This window comes from Neorhizobium sp. LMR1-1-1.1 (genome assembly GCF_040675795.1).
Classification (GTDB): domain Bacteria; phylum Pseudomonadota; class Alphaproteobacteria; order Rhizobiales; family Rhizobiaceae; genus Neorhizobium; species Neorhizobium cellulosilyticum.
Genome location: NZ_JBEGHE010000001.1, coordinates 84,598 through 102,720, shown reverse-complemented (window position 1 = coordinate 102,720; position 18,123 = coordinate 84,598). Strand labels below are relative to the sequence as shown.

Here is an 18,123-nt window from a genome sequence, read left to right as displayed (position 1 = left end):
GGGAATGGAGCAACGCATCCATTTCCGGCACCGGATCCGGCTGGCCAGATTTCTGATTAAATCATTTATTAATGGAGGAAATACGAATGAAACCAACTTTCAAGGCGATCCGCACGATGCTCCTGGCTGCCGGGGCAGCAGGTGTCCTTCTTGCGTCTCCGGCTATGTCTCGCGACTTCAGGTCGGCCGACATTCACCCGAATGACTATCCGACAGTTCAGGGCGCCATGTATATGGGCAAGATCCTGTCCGAGCGCACCAACGGTCGCCTCGGCGTCAAGGTTTTCCCGAACGGCGCACTGGGTGACGAACGCGGCACCATCGAACAGCTGCGCATCGGCGGCCTCGACATGCTGCGCATCAGCGCCGCCGTGGTCAACAACATGGTGCCGGAAACCATCGTCATCTCGATGCCTTTCATCTTCCGCTCGACGGCCCATGAACGCGCCGTGCTTGATGGCCCGATCGGTGAACAAGTCCTGAAGGCACTCGAGAAGCAGGGCATGGTCGGCCTTGCCTTCTATGACAGCGGCGCACGCTCGATGTACACCAAAAAGCCGATCAAAACGCTTGCCGACCTTCACAACATGAAGATCCGCGTCCAGCAGTCCGACATGTTCGTCGCAATGGTTCAGGCTCTCGGTGCCAACGCAACGCCGATGCCGATGGGCGAAGTCTATACCGGCCTGAAGACCGGCATCATCGATGCCGCCGAGAACAACTACCCGTCCTATGAATCGTCCCACCATTACGAAGCAGCCAAGTATTACACCCGTACCGAACATGCCATGGTGCCGGAACTGCTGCTCTTCTCCAAGCCGATTTGGGACAAGCTGCCGCCGGAAGACCAGGCTCTGATCCGTCAGGCAGCCAAGGACTCGGTGGTTGAACAGCGCCGTCTCTGGGATGCACGCGAAGCCACTTCGAAGGAAATCGTCGAAAAGGCCGGCAGCATTATCGAGGACGTCAATGATAAGCAGGAATTCGTCGATGCTATGAAGCCTGTCTACGACCAGTTCGCCAAGACGCCTGAACTTCAGGACCTCGTCAAGCGGATCCAGGCAACCAAGTAAACCATGAAGGAAGCAGCTTCAGACCGGAGCTGCTTCCTCCTCCAAAGCCTGCACGCCGGATAAGAGGCGCCGGGCACTACAAACCTCAAGACACCGCGCATCGTACATTCCGAAGACCGAGCCAGGTATTCGGGCGGGTGCGCCCGGGGGATAATATGAACACTCACAGCAAATCTGAAGCCGCTCATCCACCTGCGATGACTGGCTGGCTGACGAGCATCAACGCACCGCTTGCCAAGATCGGCATGATCCTGGCCATTTCCGGTCTGCTGACGCTTGTGGCCGTCGTTTTTTACCAGGTCTTCGGCCGTTACGTGCTGAACGACTCGCCCAGCTGGACGGAAAACCTCGCAATCGTACTCATACTCTATGTCACCATGATCGGGGCCGCCGTTGGCGTTCGCGATGCCGGTCACATTGCTCTCGACTCGCTGACCGTCCTTCTGCCGCAATATATGCAGCGCTACGTGGAACTGGTCATCTACATCGCCATCTGCCTGTTCGGTGCCGCCATGGCTTATAATGGCTGGATCCTCGGCTGGTCGGTCGCTCCCTACCTGATGCCCAATCTCCATGTGACGGAAGCCGTGCGCTACATTCCGCTCGCGGTCTCGGGCGTCCTGATCATCATGTTTTCAATCGAACATATCCTGGCCATTTTCCGTAAGGCGGAGGTCGTACCGTCATGGCACTAACCATTCTTTGTATCACTTTTGTCGGCTTCCTCATTGCGGGGATCCCGGTTGCTTTTGCGATCGGCCTGTCGGCGCTTTGCACCATTCTTTACGAAGGTCTTCCGATCGCCGTCGGCTTCCAGCAGATGATGGCGGGCATGAACGTATTTTCGTTTCTCGCCATTCCTTTCTTCATTTTCTCCGGTGAATTGATGCTGCATGGCGGCGTTGCCGACAAGATCGTCAATGCAGCCAAGGCCATGGTCGGCCATGTTCGCGGCGGCCTCGGCATGTCGAACGTCGTTGCCTGCACCCTCTTCGGCGGTGTCGCCGGCTCCCCCGTTGCCGACGTGTCGGCCATGGGCGCCGTCATGATCCCGATGATGAAGAAGGAAGGTTATGACGCCGACTACGCGGTCAACGTCACGACGCACGCCGCTCTGGTTGGCGCACTGATGCCGACCAGCCATAACATGATCATCTATGCACTGGCCGCCAGCGGCAAGGCATCGATCGGCGCCCTGATCGCAGCCGGCATCATGCCTGCACTGCTTCTGATGGTCTGTAACCTCGGTGCAGCCTATTACGTCGCAAGAAAACGCGGTTACCCGGCAGGCACTTTCCCCGGCTGGCACATCGTCATGCGCTCGCTTGCAGCAGCGGCACCCGGCATGTTGATCGTGGTGATCATCCTCGGCGGTATCATCTCGGGCATCTTTACCGCAACGGAATCCGCTTCCATCGCCGTGATCTACACGATGCTTCTGACCTTCTTCATCTATAGGACGATGACCTGGGAAGCATTCCTTGCGGCAGCAGCCAAAACGGTCAAGACGACCGGTATCGTTCTGCTGCTGATCGGCGTGTCGACAATGTTCCAGTATCTCATGGGTCTTTACGGCGTTGCCGATATGACCGGTGAGCTGATGAGCCACATTTCGACCAACCCGATCGTCATCTTCCTGATGATCAACATCATCCTGTTCCTGCTCGGCACGTTCATGGACATGGCCTCGACCATCCTGATCTGCACGCCGATCTTCCTGCCGATTGCCATGCAGTATGGCATGGACCCGGTGCAGTTCGGCATGGTGATGCTGCTCAACTGCGCACTTGGTCTCAACACGCCGCCGGTCGGCACCACGCAGTTCATCGGCTGCGCCATCGGTGAAATTTCGGTCGGCGAGGTGATGAAGTCCATTCTGCCCTTCTACAGCGCACTCTTCCTCGCCATGGCATTGGTCACCTATGTGCCGATGTTCTCCATGTGGCTGCCACGCCTGCTGATGCACTAAAAGCAACAGCCCGCAGTTCGAAAATCCAGCGCCCGGCTTCCACCGGGCGCTTTTTCGTTCAATCTGGTCCCGACCGGAACGCTCGTGAAGGCTCAGACATCACCGCCAAACAAAAGCCGGCCGCGACGATGCGACCGGCTTTTATTGGCTTCAACCGCAACCGCGACCGAGAAACATTACTTCAGAAATTCGGCACGATGCGGGTTGAAAACATCGATCAAACGACCGGCCTCCAGCGCCTTGACGCCATGGACCAAATCCGGCGGCACGATGAAGCTGCCGCCCTTGTTCAGCACTTCCGTCCGACCATCGATCGTGACTTCGAAACTGCCCTCTGCGACATAGCTTGCCTGGATATGCGGATGAGAATGTTTCGAGCCGATCGCCCCCTTCTCGAACACAACCTCCACCATCATCATCTCCGGCAGATAGGTCATGATACGGCGCCTAACGCCGGGCTCCGGGTTTACCCAATCGGCTTTGTCCGCCGAAACAAAAAAATCGCTCGCTACCATTATTGTCCTCACCTGAAAATGCACTTTTGCCTTGCGATAATACATGTCGCAGAGCCTACAACAACCGCTGCCCCGACTAGAAATGACGAAACACAAGCCATTGTTTTAATATGGCTATATCCGTTTCCATCGATCGCTCTCGCGCGTCTTTCAAGCCATCTCCCGCAGACCTCTCTCATTTCTATCGCACAGAAAGATCGGCCGATTTCCAACTCGCGTCCGACCGCTGGCATGTGGTTTGCTTGATTCTTTCCCGAGTGTCGCAAACGCGGCTTGCCCGCGACAATTTGACATGAAATGCTGTCTGGAGTTGCAATGACGAGCAACGAAATGTGAGGCGTGCTTGAGAAAACAGCAGGAACTTGCAATCGAAGTCAGAGGCGTGGGCCGTGTTTATGGTGACGGCGCCGGTCAGGTCACCGCCCTCAGCAACATTTTCCTGAATATAAGGCAAAACGAGTTTTTCACCCTTCTGGGACCATCGGGCTGCGGCAAGACAACGCTTCTGCGGCTGATCGCCGGTTTCGACTTTCCGACAGACGGCGAAATCCTGCTTTATGGTGAGGATATAGCCCCGCTGCCGCCCTTCAAGCGCCCAGTCAACACGGTTTTCCAGAACTACGCCCTCTTTCCGCATATGACGGTTGCACAGAATATCGGGTTCGGGCTGGAAATGCTGGGCAAGCCAAAGCACGAGATCGCCGCTCGCGTCGAAGAAATGCTGGCGCTGGTTCACATGGAAGCGATGCGCAACCGCAAGGTCATGCAAATCTCCGGTGGCCAGCAGCAGCGCGTGGCGCTTGCCCGCGCGCTCGCCCCCAAACCGAAGGTCCTGCTTCTCGACGAGCCATTGTCGGCACTCGACTACAAGCTGCGCAAGGAAATGCAGGTCGAACTGAAGCGGGTACAGGCAGAAACCGGCATCACCTTCATCTTCGTCACTCACGATCAGGAAGAAGCGCTCGCCATGTCCGACCGGATTGCCGTCATGTCCCATGGCGAAGTCCGGCAGGTCGGGGCGCCCTGGGAAATCTATGATCGCCCGGCAGAACGCTTCGTCGCCGACTTCATCGGAGAGACCAACTTCCTCGCCGCCGACGTGATTTCCATCGATGGCCCCAGGACCAGAGTTCGCCTGTTCAATGGCACCCTGCTGGACGCCACCTACCCCGTGGACCTCATGCCGGAAGGTAAGGTGACGATCGTCATTCGGCCCGAACATGCGCAGCTCGACACACCGTCCAGCACGGCAATGCTCAATGGCCAAATCGAAGATCTCACCTATCTCGGCACCGACACCCATATCCGCGTCAGGCTGCCCGACACATCGCTCTTCACCATAAGACAGCAGAACAATCGGGTCGGGCCGATCGGCTTTTCCGCCGGCGACCCCGTGTCCCTGAATATCAGCGAAGGCGCAGCACAGATCCTGAAGGATTGAGACGATGACCGAGCGGGCGAGACAGGCCGCTTCGGCGGCGCAGAAGAAGGAGATTACCAATCGCTGGCTGCTCAGCGCTCCGGCCCTTGTCTTAATTGCCGTCGCCTCCGTCGGCCCTCTCCTGATCGTGCTGCTTTATTCGGTGCTGGCGTCCGGCTCCTATGGCGACGTGAAATGGGAGCTTTCAGGCCAGGGCTGGTTCAATGTCTTTCTTTCGCGTGACATATTCGATGACACGATCTCATTGGCAGATGCCCATGTGATGATCCTCTGGCGCAGCGCCAAGCTCGCTGTCATCACCACGGTGCTTTGCCTGATCGTCGGCTTTCCGACGGCCTATTTCATCGCCAGCCGCGCACCGCATAACCGATCGATCTGGCTCTTCCTGATCACCATCCCCTTCTGGACCAACATGCTGATCCGAGGCTTTGCTATCCAGGAGATGATCCGCAACGAAGGTCTGGCCAATACGATCCTGATGAAGCTCGGCATCATCTCGACCCCGATCCAGATGCTCTACACCGATTTCGCCATCCTGCTCGGCATGGTCTACGTACACCTGCCGCTGATGGTGCTGCCGCTTTATGCCAGCCTCGAAAAACTCGACTTCCGCCTCGTCGAGGCGGGTTACGATCTCTATGCGACGCGGCTGAAAGTCCTGTGGCGGATCATCATCCCGCTGGTCAAACCCGGCATCATCGCCGGCTCCATTCTCGTCTTCATTCCGGCTCTGTCATCTTATGTCATTCCGCGCATTCTCGGCGGCGGCAAGAACCTGATGGTCGGCAATCTGATCGAGCTGCAGTTCGGGCAGGGCCGCAACTGGCCGCTTGGAGCAGCACTCTCCATCACCCTCGTCATCATCGTCCTCTTCGCCATGCTGTATTACGTGAAGAATGCCGGAAAGACCGGAGGCGGCCATGCGTAAACGCTTCGACATCCGCGTCCAGCCCGGCTTTGCGATGATCGCGATGTTCTGCTTTTTCCTGCTTTACGTGCCGATCTTCACGCTGGTCGTCTATGCCTTCAACTCGGGCATCTCGATCGCCCGCTGGGAAGGTTTTTCGTTCCGCTGGTTCGTCGCCGCCTGGAACAACAACCTCGTCATCGAGGCGGCTATCCGCTCGGTCCAGATAGCAGCCATCGCCGCCATCATCGCCACGGCCGTCGCCACGCTTGCCGCCATCGCCACCACGCGAACGGCCGGTTATCGCGGCCTCACCTTCAAATATTCCTTCATCAACATGCCGCTGATGGTGCCGGAAATCGTCACCGCCGTAGCCCTGCTCATCCTCTTCTCGCGCATAAAGGTCTGGACTGGTTATTCCGGCCTCGGCTACCTCATCCTGGCGCATACCGCCTTCTGCATCCCGTTTGCCTATCTGCCGATAAGAGCACGGCTGGAGAACATGGATCTGGCGCTGGAACGGGCGGCGGCCGATCTCTACGCCACGCCCTTCAAGGTGTTCCGCTACATCACCTTGCCGCTTCTCTGGCCCGGCATCCTTGCCGGCCTGATGCTCGCCTTCGTCATCTCCCTGGATGACATCGTCATCACCGAATTCGTCAAGTCAGCCGGCCAGGAGACTCTTCCGACCTACATGCTCGGCCAGCTGCGCCGCGCCATCACACCCGAAATGAACGCCATCTCGACAGTGTTTCTGCTGCTGTCGCTGGCGATAGTGACGATCTTCTTCTTCCTCAGCAGATCCAACGAAAAATCCGATTAAACAGGAGTGGGAACAATGAAGAATGTCTTGAAACTTACCGCCGGTCTGGCAGCGCTCTTTGCCTCGACCACGCTTGCCCATGCAGAGGGCGAACTCAACATCTTCAACTGGGGCAATTACACCAATCCCGAACTGATCAAGAAGTTCGAGGAAGCCTACAAGGTCAAGGTTACGCTGACCGACTACGATAGCAACGACACCGCGCTCGCCAAAATCCGTCAGGGCGGCCACGGCTTCGATATCGTCGTGCCGTCCGCCAGCGCCATGCCGGTCTTCATCAAGGAAGGGCTGCTCATGGAATCGCGCCCTGACCAGATGGAGAACTTCAAGAACATGGACCCGCAATGGGTGGATGTCGCCTATGATCCGGGCCGCCATTATTCGGTTCCGTGGCAGTGGGGCACGACCGGCGTGACCGTCGACAAGTCCATCTATTCCGGCGATCCGAACACGTCCGCGATCTTCCTCGACCCGCCGCCGGAGCTGGTCGGCAAAGTCAATGTAGTACCGGAAATGTCGGACGTCATGCACATGGTCGTCACCTATGCCGGCGGCGAGCCCTGCACGGGCGATCTGACGATCCTGAAAAAAGCTCGCGACATCCTCGTCGCCGCCAAACCGAAATGGATCTCGATGGATTACGGCACGGTGGAAAAATACACCAAGGGCGATCTTGCAGCCAGCGTCGACTGGAACGGCGCCGCCTTCCGGGGAAGACTCGCCAACAAGAACATCGTCTACGGCTATCCGAAAGAGGGATATCCGGTCTGGATGGACAATGCCGCCATCCTTGCCGATGCAAAGAATGTTGAGAACGCAAAACTCTTCATCAACTTCATCATGGTGCCGGAAAACGCGGCCCTGATCTCCGCCTTTGCCCGCTATTCGAATGGCATCAAGGGCTCTGAAGCCTTCATGCCGGAAGACATGAAGACGGCACCCGAGGTGAACATCCCGGAAGCCTCGAAAGCGGCCGGCAAATTCAACCTCGCTTGCCCACCAGAAGTGCAGGAACTCTACACCAAGATCTGGACCGAGTTGCAGAAGTAAGCCGAACAAGGGAGGCCGGCAGCGTAGGCACTTCCTGCGCTGTCGCGACCACAAGGATATGGACAGCATCAAAGACATGACCACCGTTGACCGGGCATCGGTGACGCTTGCCAATTGGCGCGAGACACCCTTCAGCCGCTGGAGTTTCCAGAATGTCCGCGAACTGGTGCCGACCTCGGAAATTTCCTGCGGCACCGAACAGCCGGAAGAGGCCCTCCCCTCACCGCAATTCGTCGCCCGCGAAATCGAAACCGGACTGGATGGCATCTCGACCATCGAAGGCTTTCTGAAATACGCCCATACCGATGCCTTCCTGCTGATGAAGCGCGGCAAGATCATCGGCGAATATTACGCGCCGCATGCAGATGTGAACGCCAAACATCTCGTCTTCTCGATCAGCAAGTCGCTCACCGCCATCCTTTCCGGCATTCTCGAACAACAGGGACTGATCGATCCGGAAAAAACGGTCTCAATCTATCTGCCGGAAGCCAGGGGCAGCGCCTATGAGGACTGCCGTTATCGGGATGTGCTGGACATGCGCGTCAGTCTCGATTTCGAGGAAACCTATCTCGACAGGAACGGCCCCTTCGCGCGCTATCGCCGCGCCATGTTGTGGAACCCGGTCGAACCGAACTTCGAGGTCGAGACACTCGCCTCCTTCCTGATGACGTTGAAAAAGGCCGCCCGCCCGCATGGCGGCGGACATGCCTATCTCTCGCCCAATGCCGATCTTCTTGGCGTCGTCATCGAGCGCGTTACCGGCCGCCGCTATGGTGAACTGCTGTCGGAGCTTTTGTGGAAACCGATGTGTGCCAGAAACCATGCCTATGTCACGGTCGATAGTATCGGCACAGCCCGCACCGCCGGCGGCGTCTGCCTGACGGCACGCGATTTGGCCCGCGTCGGCGAACTGATCCGCATTGGTGGCGCAACGGACGGACGGCAAGTTCTCCCGAAAAGTTGGATCGCGGACATGCTGACCAACGGCGATCCCGAGGCATGGAAGGCATCCAACAGCACCACCATGCCGAACGGCCGTTACCGCAGCCAGTGGTACCAGACCGGCGAGCCGGACGGCGCCTATTGCGCCATCGGCATCCACGGCCAGTGGCTTTACGTCGATCCCGAAAACGAGGCCGTAATCGTCAAACTCTCGTCCCAGCCAAACCCGCTCGACGACGAGCTAAAACAGGACAATCTCGCCTTCTTCCGAACCCTTAGTCGCCTGGCACTGTGAGGACGCAAGATGCAGACTTTCGCCGACATCATCATCGTCAACGCCCGTGTGCTGACAATGGACGATACTGCACCGAAAGCCGAAGCCCTTGCGATCTCCGGCAACAGGATCGTGGCGGTCGGCTCTACAGCCGAGATAGAGCCCCTCAAAGGACCGGCGACGCGGGTGATCGATGCGGCGCAAGGCACGGTCCTGCCGGGCTTCAATGAAGCCCATATGCATATCTTCATGGGCTCGGTCGGCCTGCGTCAGCTGTCGCTCTACAAGGTCAAAGGCTTTGACGAGTTGAAGGCCAAGGTCGAGGACTATGCGGCGAGGAACCTCGACCTGAAGCTGCTTCTCGCCCGTTCCGCCGACTACACGATCCTGTCGGAAACCGAACGCACCACCCGCCATGATCTCGACCGGGTTATATCCGACCGGCCTTTCGCGATGATTTCTCCGGACCACCACACCGCCTGGGCCAATACCAGGGCGCTCGAACTCGCCGGCCTTCTGCACGGCAGGCAAGTCGGCGTCGGCAACGAGGTTGTCATGGGTGAGGATGGCCTTGCCTCCGGCGAGTTGCGCGAGGCCGATGCCATGCAGCCGGTCTTCGACCTGAGCGAAACCGGCGGTCGCGAGGGCCTGGGCATTGGCACCGGTGGCGAACCGGACAGCCTGACGCCGCAGGAGCGCGCGATCGACCTCAATATCATCAGGAATGGCCTCGCCTATTGCGCCTCGCTGGGCATAACCTCGATTCAGAACATGGACGGCAATTTCTATCAGCTGGAAATTCTGGACGAGATAGAGAAGACCTCCGGCCTGCCGGTGCGGGTGCGCATGCCCTATCACATGAAGAATTTCATGCCGCTCTCGGACCTTAAAGAAAAGGCCGCCGCATGGCACGACCGTTTCGACACCGACCGGCTGCGCTGCGATTTCGTCAAAATGTTCATCGATGGCGTGACCGAAGGCGAAAGTGCCGTTTTCCTCGACGACTACGCCCACCGTCCCGGCTGGAAGGGCGATCCACTGTTCAGCCAGCAACATCTCAACGACATCGTCACCGAAGCAGACCGGCTGAAACTTCCGGTCGCCGTCCATGCGATCGGCGACGGCGCGGTGCGCATGGTGCTCGACGCCTACGAGGCCGCATCGGAGGCGAACGGCAAGCGCGATGCGCGCAACCGTATCGAACATATCGAGGTCATCCACGAAGATGACATTCCGCGTTTCAAAGAGCTTGGCGTCATAGCCTCGATGCAGCCGACCCATCCACCCGGTAATGCCGGCCTGCCGCTAGAACCCTATCTCTCCTTCATCGGCCGCGATCGCTGGCCGCTCGCCTTTGCCTGGAGAACGCTCGCCGATGCCGGAGCAGAGATTGTCTTCGCCACCGACTGGCCGGTCTCGCCACTCGACCCGATGGGTTGCATCCACGATGCCATGACGAGAAAACGCTGGGCCGACGACCTGCCGGACCAGCGGCTGACACTCACAGAGACACTCGCCGCCTATACCAGCACCGGCGCGCACGTGGAGTTCATGGAAGACCGCAAAGGCAGGCTGAAACCCGGTTACCTCGCCGATGTCGTCGTTCTCTCTGGTGATGTCGAAGCAACGGCGGCGGAAGATCTCGATGCTATCCGGCCGGTGTTCACCATCTGCGACGGCAGGGTCACCTACGAGAAGGTCCTCACCTGAGCCAAACTCGCCGCAAAAATGCGCTGCAAAGTTGGTTGAACACGGCCTCTTTGTTTGTATCTTCGTGCGGCCGCAAATCAGCGCCTTACCGGCGACGCAAGGAGAATGACATGAGCAAAGCCACCGACATCCATCTCTCCTATGCCGATCTCGTGGCGCTGTTGCAGAAGATCTTCGTCAAGAATGGTGTGTCCGAAAACAACGCGAAGATTCTGGCGGAAAACTGCGCGTCCTGCGAACGCGACGGCTCGATCAGCCACGGCATTTTCCGCATGGCCGGTTATGTTTCGTCGCTAAACAGCGGCTGGGTCGATGGCAAGGCGGTGCCGGAAGTCGACGATGTCGGGCCAGCCTTCGTTCGTGTCGATGCCAAAGGCGGCTTCACCCAGCCGGCCATGCTCGCCGCGCGCCCTCTGCTGATCGAGAAGGTGAAGGAGAACGGCGTCGCTGTTCTCGCCATCCGCCGCTCGCATCATTTCAGCGCACTCTGGCCGGATGTCGAACCCTTTGCCGACGAGGGATTGGTGGCCTTGAGCGTGGTCAACAGCATGGCCTGCGTCGTGCCGCATGGCGGCAAGAAGGCGGTGTTCGGCACCAACCCGGTCGCCTTCGCATCACCGCGTGCAGGGGCTGCCCCCTTCGTCTTCGACCAGGCCTCAAGCGCGGTTGCCCATGGTGATGTGCAGATCGCCGCCCGCGCCGGCCATGAGCTGAAACCGGGCATGGGGGTCGATCGCGATGGCCAGCCGACCAATGATCCGAAAGCCATCCTCGATGGCGGCGCGCTCCTGCCCTTCGGCGGCCATAAGGGCAATTCCATCGCCCTGATGGTCGAGATCCTCAGTGCCGCGCTGACCGGCGGTTATTTCTCGGGCGAGTTCGACTGGAGCGGTCACAAGGGGGCGCAGACGCCGTTCACCGGCCAGTTCTTCATCGTCATCGATCCCGCCCGCGGCGGCAACGACGTCTTTGCAGAACGTGTCGCCGGCATCTGCGATCTCGTGCTGGAAGCCGGCCAGGAACGCCTGCCCGGCGACCGCCGACACGTCACTCGCGCCAAGGCGGAGAAGGACGGCATTCCCCTGTCCGCCGAGAACTACGAGAAGCTGAAGGCCCTGGCCGACACCTGAGCTGAAAGACACCGCCCTTCATCTGGCGCCAGCCGTGCCTCCACTATCCGGAAAAGACAAAACCCTGCGCCATATGTTGCACAGGGTTTCTTATCCGTCCGCTTCAGCAATCGGCCTACACCTGAAGATTCGCCGCTTGCGACGTCTTCCGACCGCTCTCGATCAGAGACTTGGTGTATTCCTCGCGCGGCGCGAGGAAGATCTGCTCGGTATCGCCCTGTTCAACGATCTCGCCGCGTTTCATCACGATCGTATGGTCGCAGATCTGCCGGATGACGGCGAGATTGTGCGAGATGAACACGTAAGTGAGGTTCAGCTCGGAGCGCAGTTCCTGCAGGAAGTCGAGCACCTGCGCCTGAACCGAGATGTCGAGAGCCGAAGTCGGCTCGTCGAGGATCAGGAGACGCGGGTTGAGCGCAATCGCACGGGCAATGCAGACACGCTGCTTCTGGCCGCCGGAAAGCTCGTGCGGGTAGCGATACTTGAACATTGTAGGCAGTTGCACGATGTCGAGCAACGCTTCCGCGCGTGCCTCGATATCCCGACGGCTCATGTCCGTCTGGATGCGCAACGGTTCCCCGATCGCATCGCCGATCGTGTGACGACCGTTGAGTGCCGAATGCGGGTTTTGGAAGACGAACTGCATGTGCCGGCGCATCTGCCGCAGCGGCTCGCCAGACAGGCCGGAAATGTTCTGCCCATCGAAGATGATATCGCCGGATGTCGGTTCGATCAGCCGCATCAGCATGCGTGCGAGCGTCGACTTGCCCGATCCGCTTTCGCCCACCACGCCAAAAATCTCGCCGGTCTTCACCGCAAGACTGATCGAGTTGACCGCCGTGAAATCGGTGCCGGACTGGCTGCGATAGACCTTCTTCAGATCGATGGCTTCGAGAAGATTGCCGCGCTTGCCCGGCTTTGCTTCCGAGACTTCGGCTGCAACCCGTTCCGGCGCGACATCGATATCCGGCACGGCGGCAAGCAGGCGCTGCGTATATTCGTGCTGCGGACGGTTGAGGATGTCCTGCGTCATCCCCTGCTCGACGATTTCGCCCTTGTACATCACGGCACAGCGCTTCGCGACGGTGGCGATCGCGCCGATATCGTGGCTGATCATGATCACGGTGAGGTTGAGCTTTTCGACCAGCGAATTGATCAGGTCGAGCACCTGCGCCTGAACAGTGACGTCGAGCGCCGTCGTCGGTTCGTCGGCGATCAGGATGTCCGGCTTGCCAGCCAGCGCCATGGCGATCAGGATGCGCTGGCGCATGCCACCGGAGAGCTGGTGCGGATATTGAGAGAACAGCATCGACGGGTTCGGCAGGCCGACCTGATCGAGCAGTTCCTCGGTGCGGGCACGCCGTGCCGCTTTGGAAGAGACGCCCTGCCCCGCCGCCTTCTCATGTGCCGCGATGACATCGGAAATCTGTCGCCCGATCGTAAACAGCGGGTTGAGATAGGTCATCGGGTCCTGGAAGATCATCGAGATGCGGATACCGCGGATCTTCGTCCAGTCCTTCTCCGGCAGGTTGGTTATGTCCTGCCCGTCAAACGAGATCGAGCCCTCAACGACCTTCGAGTTGCGCGGACCGATGCCGAGTACCGAGCGAACCAGGACGGTCTTGCCCGAACCGCTCTCGCCGACGATACCGACGGTGTCTCCGCGGTTGACGGTTAGATTGATGCCTTTCAGCACATGCACCGGACCGTCGAACGTGCCGATATCGAGCCGATAATTTTTGATGTCGAGCAGAGCTGTCATCGGTCGCGGCTCCTTGGATCGAGAATGTCACGCAGGCCGTCGCCCAGAAGATTGAAACCGAGCACGGTGAGGAAGATCGCGGCGCCCGGAAAGAGCGAATACCACCACCAGTCGGGCATATAGGTGCGGGCGACCGAGATCATCGAACCCCATTCCGGCGACGGCGGCTGGGCACCAAGCCCGATGAAGCCGAGACTGGCGGCAGAGAGAATTGCCATGCCCATGTCCATGCTCATCTTGACGATGATCGGCGACATGCAGTTCGGCAGGATATGGTGCCAGAGGATCCACGGTGTCTTCGCCCCGATCGAACGGGCGGATTCGATGAACAGCTCTTCCTTGATCGACAGCGTTTTTGCCTCGACCAGGCGCACATAACCGGGCCACCAGACGATCGCGAGCGCCAGTACGCAATTGGTGATGCCGGGACCGAGCGCGGCAACGATTGCAAGCGCCAGCGCCAGACCGGGAACGGCCAGAAACAGTTCGGTGACGCGCATGATGACAGCACGAACCCAGCCGCCGCGATAACCGGCAATGATGCCGAGCGTGATGCCGATTATCGCCGCGATGCCGGTGATGACGACACCGATCCACAGCGACGTCCGCGCGCCGATGATGACGCGCGAAAAGATATCCGCGCCCATTTCATCCGTGCCGAACCAGTAGGTGCTGCTCGGCGGCTGCAGCTTGGCCGACATGTTGATCGCACCGCTTGCCGCTTCCGGGTAAGGCACGATCAGCGGTCCGATGGCGGCAAGCACGAGAAACAGCACGACGAGCGAGAGGCCGAGCATCGATGAAAAGCTCTTGCGGAACATGTGCGCATAGAGCCGCCACTGGCGGATCTGGCTCGCGTGGCGTTCGCGGAAGGTCAGCGGACGTGTGTCTTCCACGGAAGTATCGATAGGGGTCATGGGATGAGCCGTCATCACGCTTTCCTGAGACGCGGGTCGATCCAGGCATAGGCCAGATCAACGAGGGTGTTGGCGACGATAAAGAAGAAACCGATCATCAGCGTCACGCCGACAACGGGCTTGAAGTCCGACGACAGCGCAGACGAAACCGCATAGAGCCCGATGCCCGGCCAGTCGAACACGGTTTCGACGAGAACGGTCGAACCGAGCATCCAGCCGAAACGCAGGCCGATCATCGCAAGCGTCGGCAGCATGGCATTCTTCAGCGCATAAAGCGCGACGATGCGGAAGGACGAGATGCCGTGGGCGCGGGCAGCCACGATATAATCCGACTGCAGCACTTCGATCATTTCTGCGCGGTTGACGCGCAGGATCGAGGCGAGACAGGGGAAGGAGAGCACGATCGCCGGCAGGATGATATGTTGCAGCGAGGTCCAGAAGGTTGCGAAATTGCCGGCAATCAGGCTGTCGACCAGAAGCAGGCCGGTGACGAATTCCGGCGGGCGGGTGACGAGCGGCAGGCGCCCGGAGACAGGCAACCATTCCAGATCGACGGAAAACACCAGCTGCAGCAGGATACCGAACCAGAAGGCCGGGATCGCCACGCCGGAAATCGAGAAGATGCGCGTCACCTGGTCGAGTGGCCCATCCTTGTACACGGCCGACAGCATGCCGAGCGGAACGCCGATGACAATGCCGAGGAACATCGCGACGAAGACGAGTTCCAGCGTCGCCGGCGCATAGCGCATCACTTCTTCAAGCACCGGCCGTGTGGTAACGATCGAGGTGCCGAGATCACCGCGAACAAGCTCACCCATATAGACGATGAACTGTTCCGGCAGTGACTTGTCGAGACCATATTCCGTGCGGATCGTCGCGACCATGTCCTCAGTCGCATTGGGACCGGCCACGAGACGGGCCGGATCGCCGGGCGCGACATTGGTGATGAGGAATGTCAGCGCGGCTATGCCGATCATCGTGCCGACCAGCGTCAGCAACTTGCGGAAGGCGAATGTCAGCATCGTCTTCTCCGTTTGTTATGATTTGCGCATGGCCCGCGGTTGGGGAAGCGGACCATGCGCACCATTCTGGCTTACTTGAGGGGACTTCAGCCAGTGTTTATTCGGACTTCACCCACAGCGGGTAGATGTCGACTTCGCCGGTGAAACGGACCGGGCTGAACTGGAAGCCCTGCAGGTAGTCACGGCGTGCCCAGCGACGGTTCTGCAGCATGCCGAACACTTCAGGCTGGTCTGCGACGATCTGGGTCTGGATGTCGGCATAGAGCTTGGCACGCTCATCCCAGTTCGACGAGGACCGGGCCTTGTCGATCATCTCGGTGACCTTCGGATTGTCGTAGAACATCATCGCGAAATACTGGCCCCAGCTGTTCTTGTGATACTGGTAGGCGACAGCGTCCGGATCGGTCGAAACCGGCGTCGTGTAGACCGAGGTCATCGACGGCGACGTCTCGACCTTGGAACCGTTGGCGACCATGTTCGGCCACTGTTCCGGCTTGATCTCGACATTGATGTTGAGCGGCTTCAGGCTGTCGAGTAGCACAAGACCGATGCGGCGGGCTTCTTCGAGGCCGGCAACGTGAACATAAGGCAGGGTGATGCCGCCGTTCGGATAACCGGACTTCGCCAGATATTCCTTGGCCTTGGCAAGGTCCTGACGCGGAATGCCGGGCACATCGATATGGCCCTTCATCGCATCCGGGATCGGGCTCGTTTCGAGAGACGCAGCACCGTTATAGACCTGGATCAGCGCATCATAGTCCATCGCATAGGCGATTGCCTTGCGCAGGTTGATGTCGGCGGTCGGCCCCTGCTGGGTGTTGAACTTGATGCCGAAGGTGGTCATGCCCTTGTGGTCTTCAATCGCGATGCCCTTGGCACGCGCGATCTGGACATAGTCGTCCGGCGTCAGGCCTTCGACGATATCGGCTTCGCCGCGCTGCAGAGCAGCCTTCTGGGCGGCAGGCTCGCGGATGATCTTGTAGATCACGCCGGCCGGACGGTTTGCATCGCCCTGCGGCCAGCCCTTCCAGTAATCGGCAACGGCTTCGGCTTCATAAAGAACATTCGGTTCCCAGCGGCCGAGCTTGAACGGGCCGGAACCGGCTTCGTGATCGGTCAGCCACTTCTGGCCATAGTCGCCGTCAACTTCGTTGGCCTTAACCTGAGCCGGGTTGACGATGTACCACCAGGGCAGGAAGGAGAGGAAAGGCGTGTAGGGAGCCTTCAGCTCGAACTTGACGGTATAATCGTCAACGACGCTGATACCTTCCGGCGCCAGAAAATCCTTGAGCATCCAGGCGACGCCCTTGTTGAGCTTCAGGCCGCGCTCGAAGGAATATCGGATGGCTTCGGCAGTGACCGGATCGCCATTGTGGAATTTTGCGTTCTTGACCAGGTGGAAGGTCCAGGTCTTGCCGTCTTCGCTGGTTTCCCACTTTTCGGCGAGCCAAGGCTTGATGACGGCCGGATCGCCTTCATACTTGACGAGACCGTCATAAACGGCCTGCTGCATCATGCGGGTCGACCAGTCGTAGCGGATATGCGGATCGAGAACCGGAATGGCCTGACGGCCGCCGAACACAATGACATTGCCCTTGTCGGTGCGCTCGAAAGCGCTGGCAGGGGTGGCAAGAACCGACGAGGCGAGAAGCCCCGCGATTGCGATATTCCTGATGATTTTGCCGAACATGTAGTTCCCTCTCTTATTAGACGGCTTTTAGATCAGACTGACTTTCAACCCTTAAAGCATCTGGCGAACGACGCCCGCCACCAAACGGCGCGACAGAAGCACCGGCGCATCGATGGATTTACGCACTTCCTCATGCATCTCGGCCGAATAGCCCATGCAATGCATGACGATGAGATCGCAGCCTGCGAGCAGCTTCGCCCGCTCTCCCATCTCGTCACCGGCATAAGGCGACGCGGAAACGAGGCTCGGATTGCCAGGCAGCACATGGCGCTCTTCGAAATCCTGGATCTGCCGTTCAAGCGGCACGATGACACCGAGCTTGCGGGCGGATGCGGCAAGCGCCTCGACAGTGGAATCGACGATCCGCTGCGCTTCGACCACGAGCGTATTCTTCAAAGGCTCGATCTTCGTGCCGGTGCAGAGAAGAACGATCAGATCGAAACCTTCGCCATCGATCTTCCGTAGAAGCACATTCAGCTTCTCTTCCGTCAGAGCCTTGGAAGAGACTATCTCCTCGCCGCTCGCAAGACGGGTCGCAAACGAATGTTCGCCATCCCTGGCGCGCATCGCATCCAGTTCCGCCGGGCTCATGCCATCCAGCACACCGAACTCTTCATGTACGATACGGCCTTCCGGAAGACCGACGGTAATCTCGACCATCATTTCAGGTACCAGGTCGACGCGAGGCGTCTGACCGATAGTCACGAAGGCAATCTTGGATGTGGAAGGCATGCTCTCGTTCATTCCCTGCTTTATCTTGTTGGCAGGGAGCCTAGCGCTCGAATGCGCGACTTCACTATAGGGTAATGCCCCTAGTGGGTAACAATTCGGAAAGATCTTTTACGATCATTTTTTAGGCAAATCGCCATTTTCACGCAATTTTCTTACGCATTTGAGA

At 59.0% G+C, this 18,123-nt stretch carries 16 protein-coding genes; 10 read left to right on the top strand and 6 right to left on the bottom strand.

Features of this window, described 5'->3' with window-relative positions:
* Positions 1-86 precede the first annotated feature (86 nt).
* From MRBLMR1_RS00440 to MRBLMR1_RS00430, 3 genes are all read left to right on the top strand, one after another.
* Positions 87-1,073: a TRAP transporter substrate-binding protein gene (locus MRBLMR1_RS00440; protein ID WP_148145176.1), complete on the top strand. Its 987-nt coding sequence runs from the start codon at positions 87-89 to the stop codon at positions 1,071-1,073.
* Between the two features lie 155 nt (positions 1,074-1,228).
* A complete protein-coding gene (locus MRBLMR1_RS00435) occupies positions 1,229-1,768 on the top strand; it encodes a TRAP transporter small permease (protein WP_148145177.1) in 540 nt (179 codons plus the stop codon).
* Positions 1,759-3,042 (top strand): TRAP transporter large permease, encoded by a 1,284-nt coding sequence (locus MRBLMR1_RS00430; protein WP_148145178.1) that lies wholly within the window; start codon positions 1,759-1,761, stop codon positions 3,040-3,042. The genes MRBLMR1_RS00435 and MRBLMR1_RS00430 overlap by 10 nt, the downstream gene beginning before the upstream one ends.
* A gap of 176 nt (positions 3,043-3,218) precedes the next feature.
* On the opposite strand, the gene MRBLMR1_RS00425 is transcribed toward MRBLMR1_RS00430, so the two are convergent.
* Positions 3,219-3,557 carry a cupin domain-containing protein gene (locus MRBLMR1_RS00425; RefSeq protein ID WP_148145179.1) on the bottom strand — a complete coding sequence of 113 codons (339 nt, stop codon included), beginning with the start codon at positions 3,555-3,557 and terminating at the stop codon, positions 3,219-3,221.
* Between the two features lie 343 nt (positions 3,558-3,900).
* Between MRBLMR1_RS00425 and MRBLMR1_RS00420 the strand changes: the two genes are divergently transcribed.
* The 7 genes from MRBLMR1_RS00420 (at position 3,901) to MRBLMR1_RS00390 (ending at position 11,834) form a co-directional block, all read left to right on the top strand.
* Positions 3,901-4,998: an ABC transporter ATP-binding protein gene (locus tag MRBLMR1_RS00420; protein ID WP_148145180.1), complete on the top strand. Its 1,098-nt coding sequence runs from the start codon at positions 3,901-3,903 to the stop codon at positions 4,996-4,998.
* A gap of 4 nt (positions 4,999-5,002) precedes the next feature.
* Positions 5,003-5,926 (top strand): ABC transporter permease, encoded by a 924-nt coding sequence (locus MRBLMR1_RS00415; protein WP_500063398.1) that lies wholly within the window; start codon positions 5,003-5,005, stop codon positions 5,924-5,926.
* Positions 5,919-6,728: an ABC transporter permease gene (locus MRBLMR1_RS00410; protein ID WP_148145182.1), complete on the top strand. Its 810-nt coding sequence runs from the start codon at positions 5,919-5,921 to the stop codon at positions 6,726-6,728. Before MRBLMR1_RS00415 ends, MRBLMR1_RS00410 begins: the two co-directional genes overlap by 8 nt.
* 15 nt (positions 6,729-6,743) lie before the next feature.
* A complete protein-coding gene (locus tag MRBLMR1_RS00405) occupies positions 6,744-7,778 on the top strand; it encodes an extracellular solute-binding protein (protein WP_148145183.1) in 1,035 nt (344 codons plus the stop codon).
* A gap of 76 nt (positions 7,779-7,854) precedes the next feature.
* On the top strand, positions 7,855-9,015 hold the full coding sequence (locus MRBLMR1_RS00400; RefSeq protein WP_500063396.1) for a serine hydrolase domain-containing protein: 1,161 nt from the start codon (positions 7,855-7,857) through the stop codon (positions 9,013-9,015).
* 9 nt (positions 9,016-9,024) lie between these two features.
* On the top strand, positions 9,025-10,704 hold the full coding sequence (locus MRBLMR1_RS00395) for an amidohydrolase (RefSeq protein WP_148145185.1): 1,680 nt from the start codon (positions 9,025-9,027) through the stop codon (positions 10,702-10,704).
* Between the two features lie 110 nt (positions 10,705-10,814).
* Positions 10,815-11,834 carry an Ldh family oxidoreductase gene (locus tag MRBLMR1_RS00390; RefSeq protein WP_148145186.1) on the top strand — a complete coding sequence of 340 codons (1,020 nt, stop codon included), beginning with the start codon at positions 10,815-10,817 and terminating at the stop codon, positions 11,832-11,834.
* Positions 11,835-11,949: 115 nt separating this feature from the next.
* Here MRBLMR1_RS00390 and MRBLMR1_RS00385 read toward each other — a convergent pair whose 3' ends face one another.
* The 5 genes from MRBLMR1_RS00385 to MRBLMR1_RS00365 form a co-directional block, all read right to left on the bottom strand.
* On the bottom strand, positions 11,950-13,596 hold the full coding sequence (locus tag MRBLMR1_RS00385) for an ABC transporter ATP-binding protein (RefSeq protein ID WP_148145187.1): 1,647 nt from the start codon (positions 13,594-13,596) through the stop codon (positions 11,950-11,952).
* Positions 13,593-14,528, bottom strand: a complete 936-nt coding sequence (locus MRBLMR1_RS00380; RefSeq protein ID WP_500063393.1) for an ABC transporter permease — start codon at positions 14,526-14,528, stop codon at positions 13,593-13,595. The genes MRBLMR1_RS00385 and MRBLMR1_RS00380 overlap by 4 nt, the downstream gene beginning before the upstream one ends.
* Positions 14,528-15,535 (bottom strand): ABC transporter permease, encoded by a 1,008-nt coding sequence (locus tag MRBLMR1_RS00375; protein WP_148145188.1) that lies wholly within the window; start codon positions 15,533-15,535, stop codon positions 14,528-14,530. The genes MRBLMR1_RS00380 and MRBLMR1_RS00375 overlap by 1 nt, the downstream gene beginning before the upstream one ends.
* Before the next feature lie 97 nt (positions 15,536-15,632).
* Entirely contained in the window at positions 15,633-17,225 is a 1,593-nt protein-coding gene (locus tag MRBLMR1_RS00370) for an ABC transporter substrate-binding protein (protein ID WP_148145189.1), read from the bottom strand.
* 51 nt (positions 17,226-17,276) lie between these two features.
* Positions 17,277-17,957 (bottom strand): AroM family protein, encoded by a 681-nt coding sequence (locus MRBLMR1_RS00365; protein ID WP_183685290.1) that lies wholly within the window; start codon positions 17,955-17,957, stop codon positions 17,277-17,279.
* Positions 17,958-18,123: the final 166 nt, after the last annotated feature.

Bases quoted from the DNA above. Each gene is read 5' to 3' on its own strand.
- MRBLMR1_RS00440 (WP_148145176.1), top strand. From the start codon at position 87: ATGAAACCAACTTTCAAGGCGATCCGCACGATGCTCCTGGCTGCCGGG.
- MRBLMR1_RS00435 (WP_148145177.1), top strand. From the start codon at position 1,229: ATGAACACTCACAGCAAATCTGAAGCCGCTCATCCACCTGCGATGACT.
- MRBLMR1_RS00430 (WP_148145178.1), top strand. From the start codon at position 1,759: ATGGCACTAACCATTCTTTGTATCACTTTTGTCGGCTTCCTCATTGCG.
- MRBLMR1_RS00425 (WP_148145179.1), bottom strand. From the start codon at position 3,557: ATGGTAGCGAGCGATTTTTTTGTTTCGGCGGACAAAGCCGATTGGGTA.
- MRBLMR1_RS00415 (WP_500063398.1), top strand. From the start codon at position 5,003: ATGACCGAGCGGGCGAGACAGGCCGCTTCGGCGGCGCAGAAGAAGGAG.
- MRBLMR1_RS00410 (WP_148145182.1), top strand. From the start codon at position 5,919: ATGCGTAAACGCTTCGACATCCGCGTCCAGCCCGGCTTTGCGATGATC.
- MRBLMR1_RS00405 (WP_148145183.1), top strand. From the start codon at position 6,744: ATGAAGAATGTCTTGAAACTTACCGCCGGTCTGGCAGCGCTCTTTGCC.
- MRBLMR1_RS00400 (WP_500063396.1), top strand. From the start codon at position 7,855: ATGACCACCGTTGACCGGGCATCGGTGACGCTTGCCAATTGGCGCGAG.
- MRBLMR1_RS00395 (WP_148145185.1), top strand. From the start codon at position 9,025: ATGCAGACTTTCGCCGACATCATCATCGTCAACGCCCGTGTGCTGACA.
- MRBLMR1_RS00390 (WP_148145186.1), top strand. From the start codon at position 10,815: ATGAGCAAAGCCACCGACATCCATCTCTCCTATGCCGATCTCGTGGCG.
- MRBLMR1_RS00385 (WP_148145187.1), bottom strand. From the start codon at position 13,596: ATGACAGCTCTGCTCGACATCAAAAATTATCGGCTCGATATCGGCACG.
- MRBLMR1_RS00380 (WP_500063393.1), bottom strand. From the start codon at position 14,528: ATGACGGCTCATCCCATGACCCCTATCGATACTTCCGTGGAAGACACA.
- MRBLMR1_RS00375 (WP_148145188.1), bottom strand. From the start codon at position 15,535: ATGCTGACATTCGCCTTCCGCAAGTTGCTGACGCTGGTCGGCACGATG.
- MRBLMR1_RS00370 (WP_148145189.1), bottom strand. From the start codon at position 17,225: ATGTTCGGCAAAATCATCAGGAATATCGCAATCGCGGGGCTTCTCGCC.
- MRBLMR1_RS00365 (WP_183685290.1), bottom strand. From the start codon at position 17,957: ATGCCTTCCACATCCAAGATTGCCTTCGTGACTATCGGTCAGACGCCT.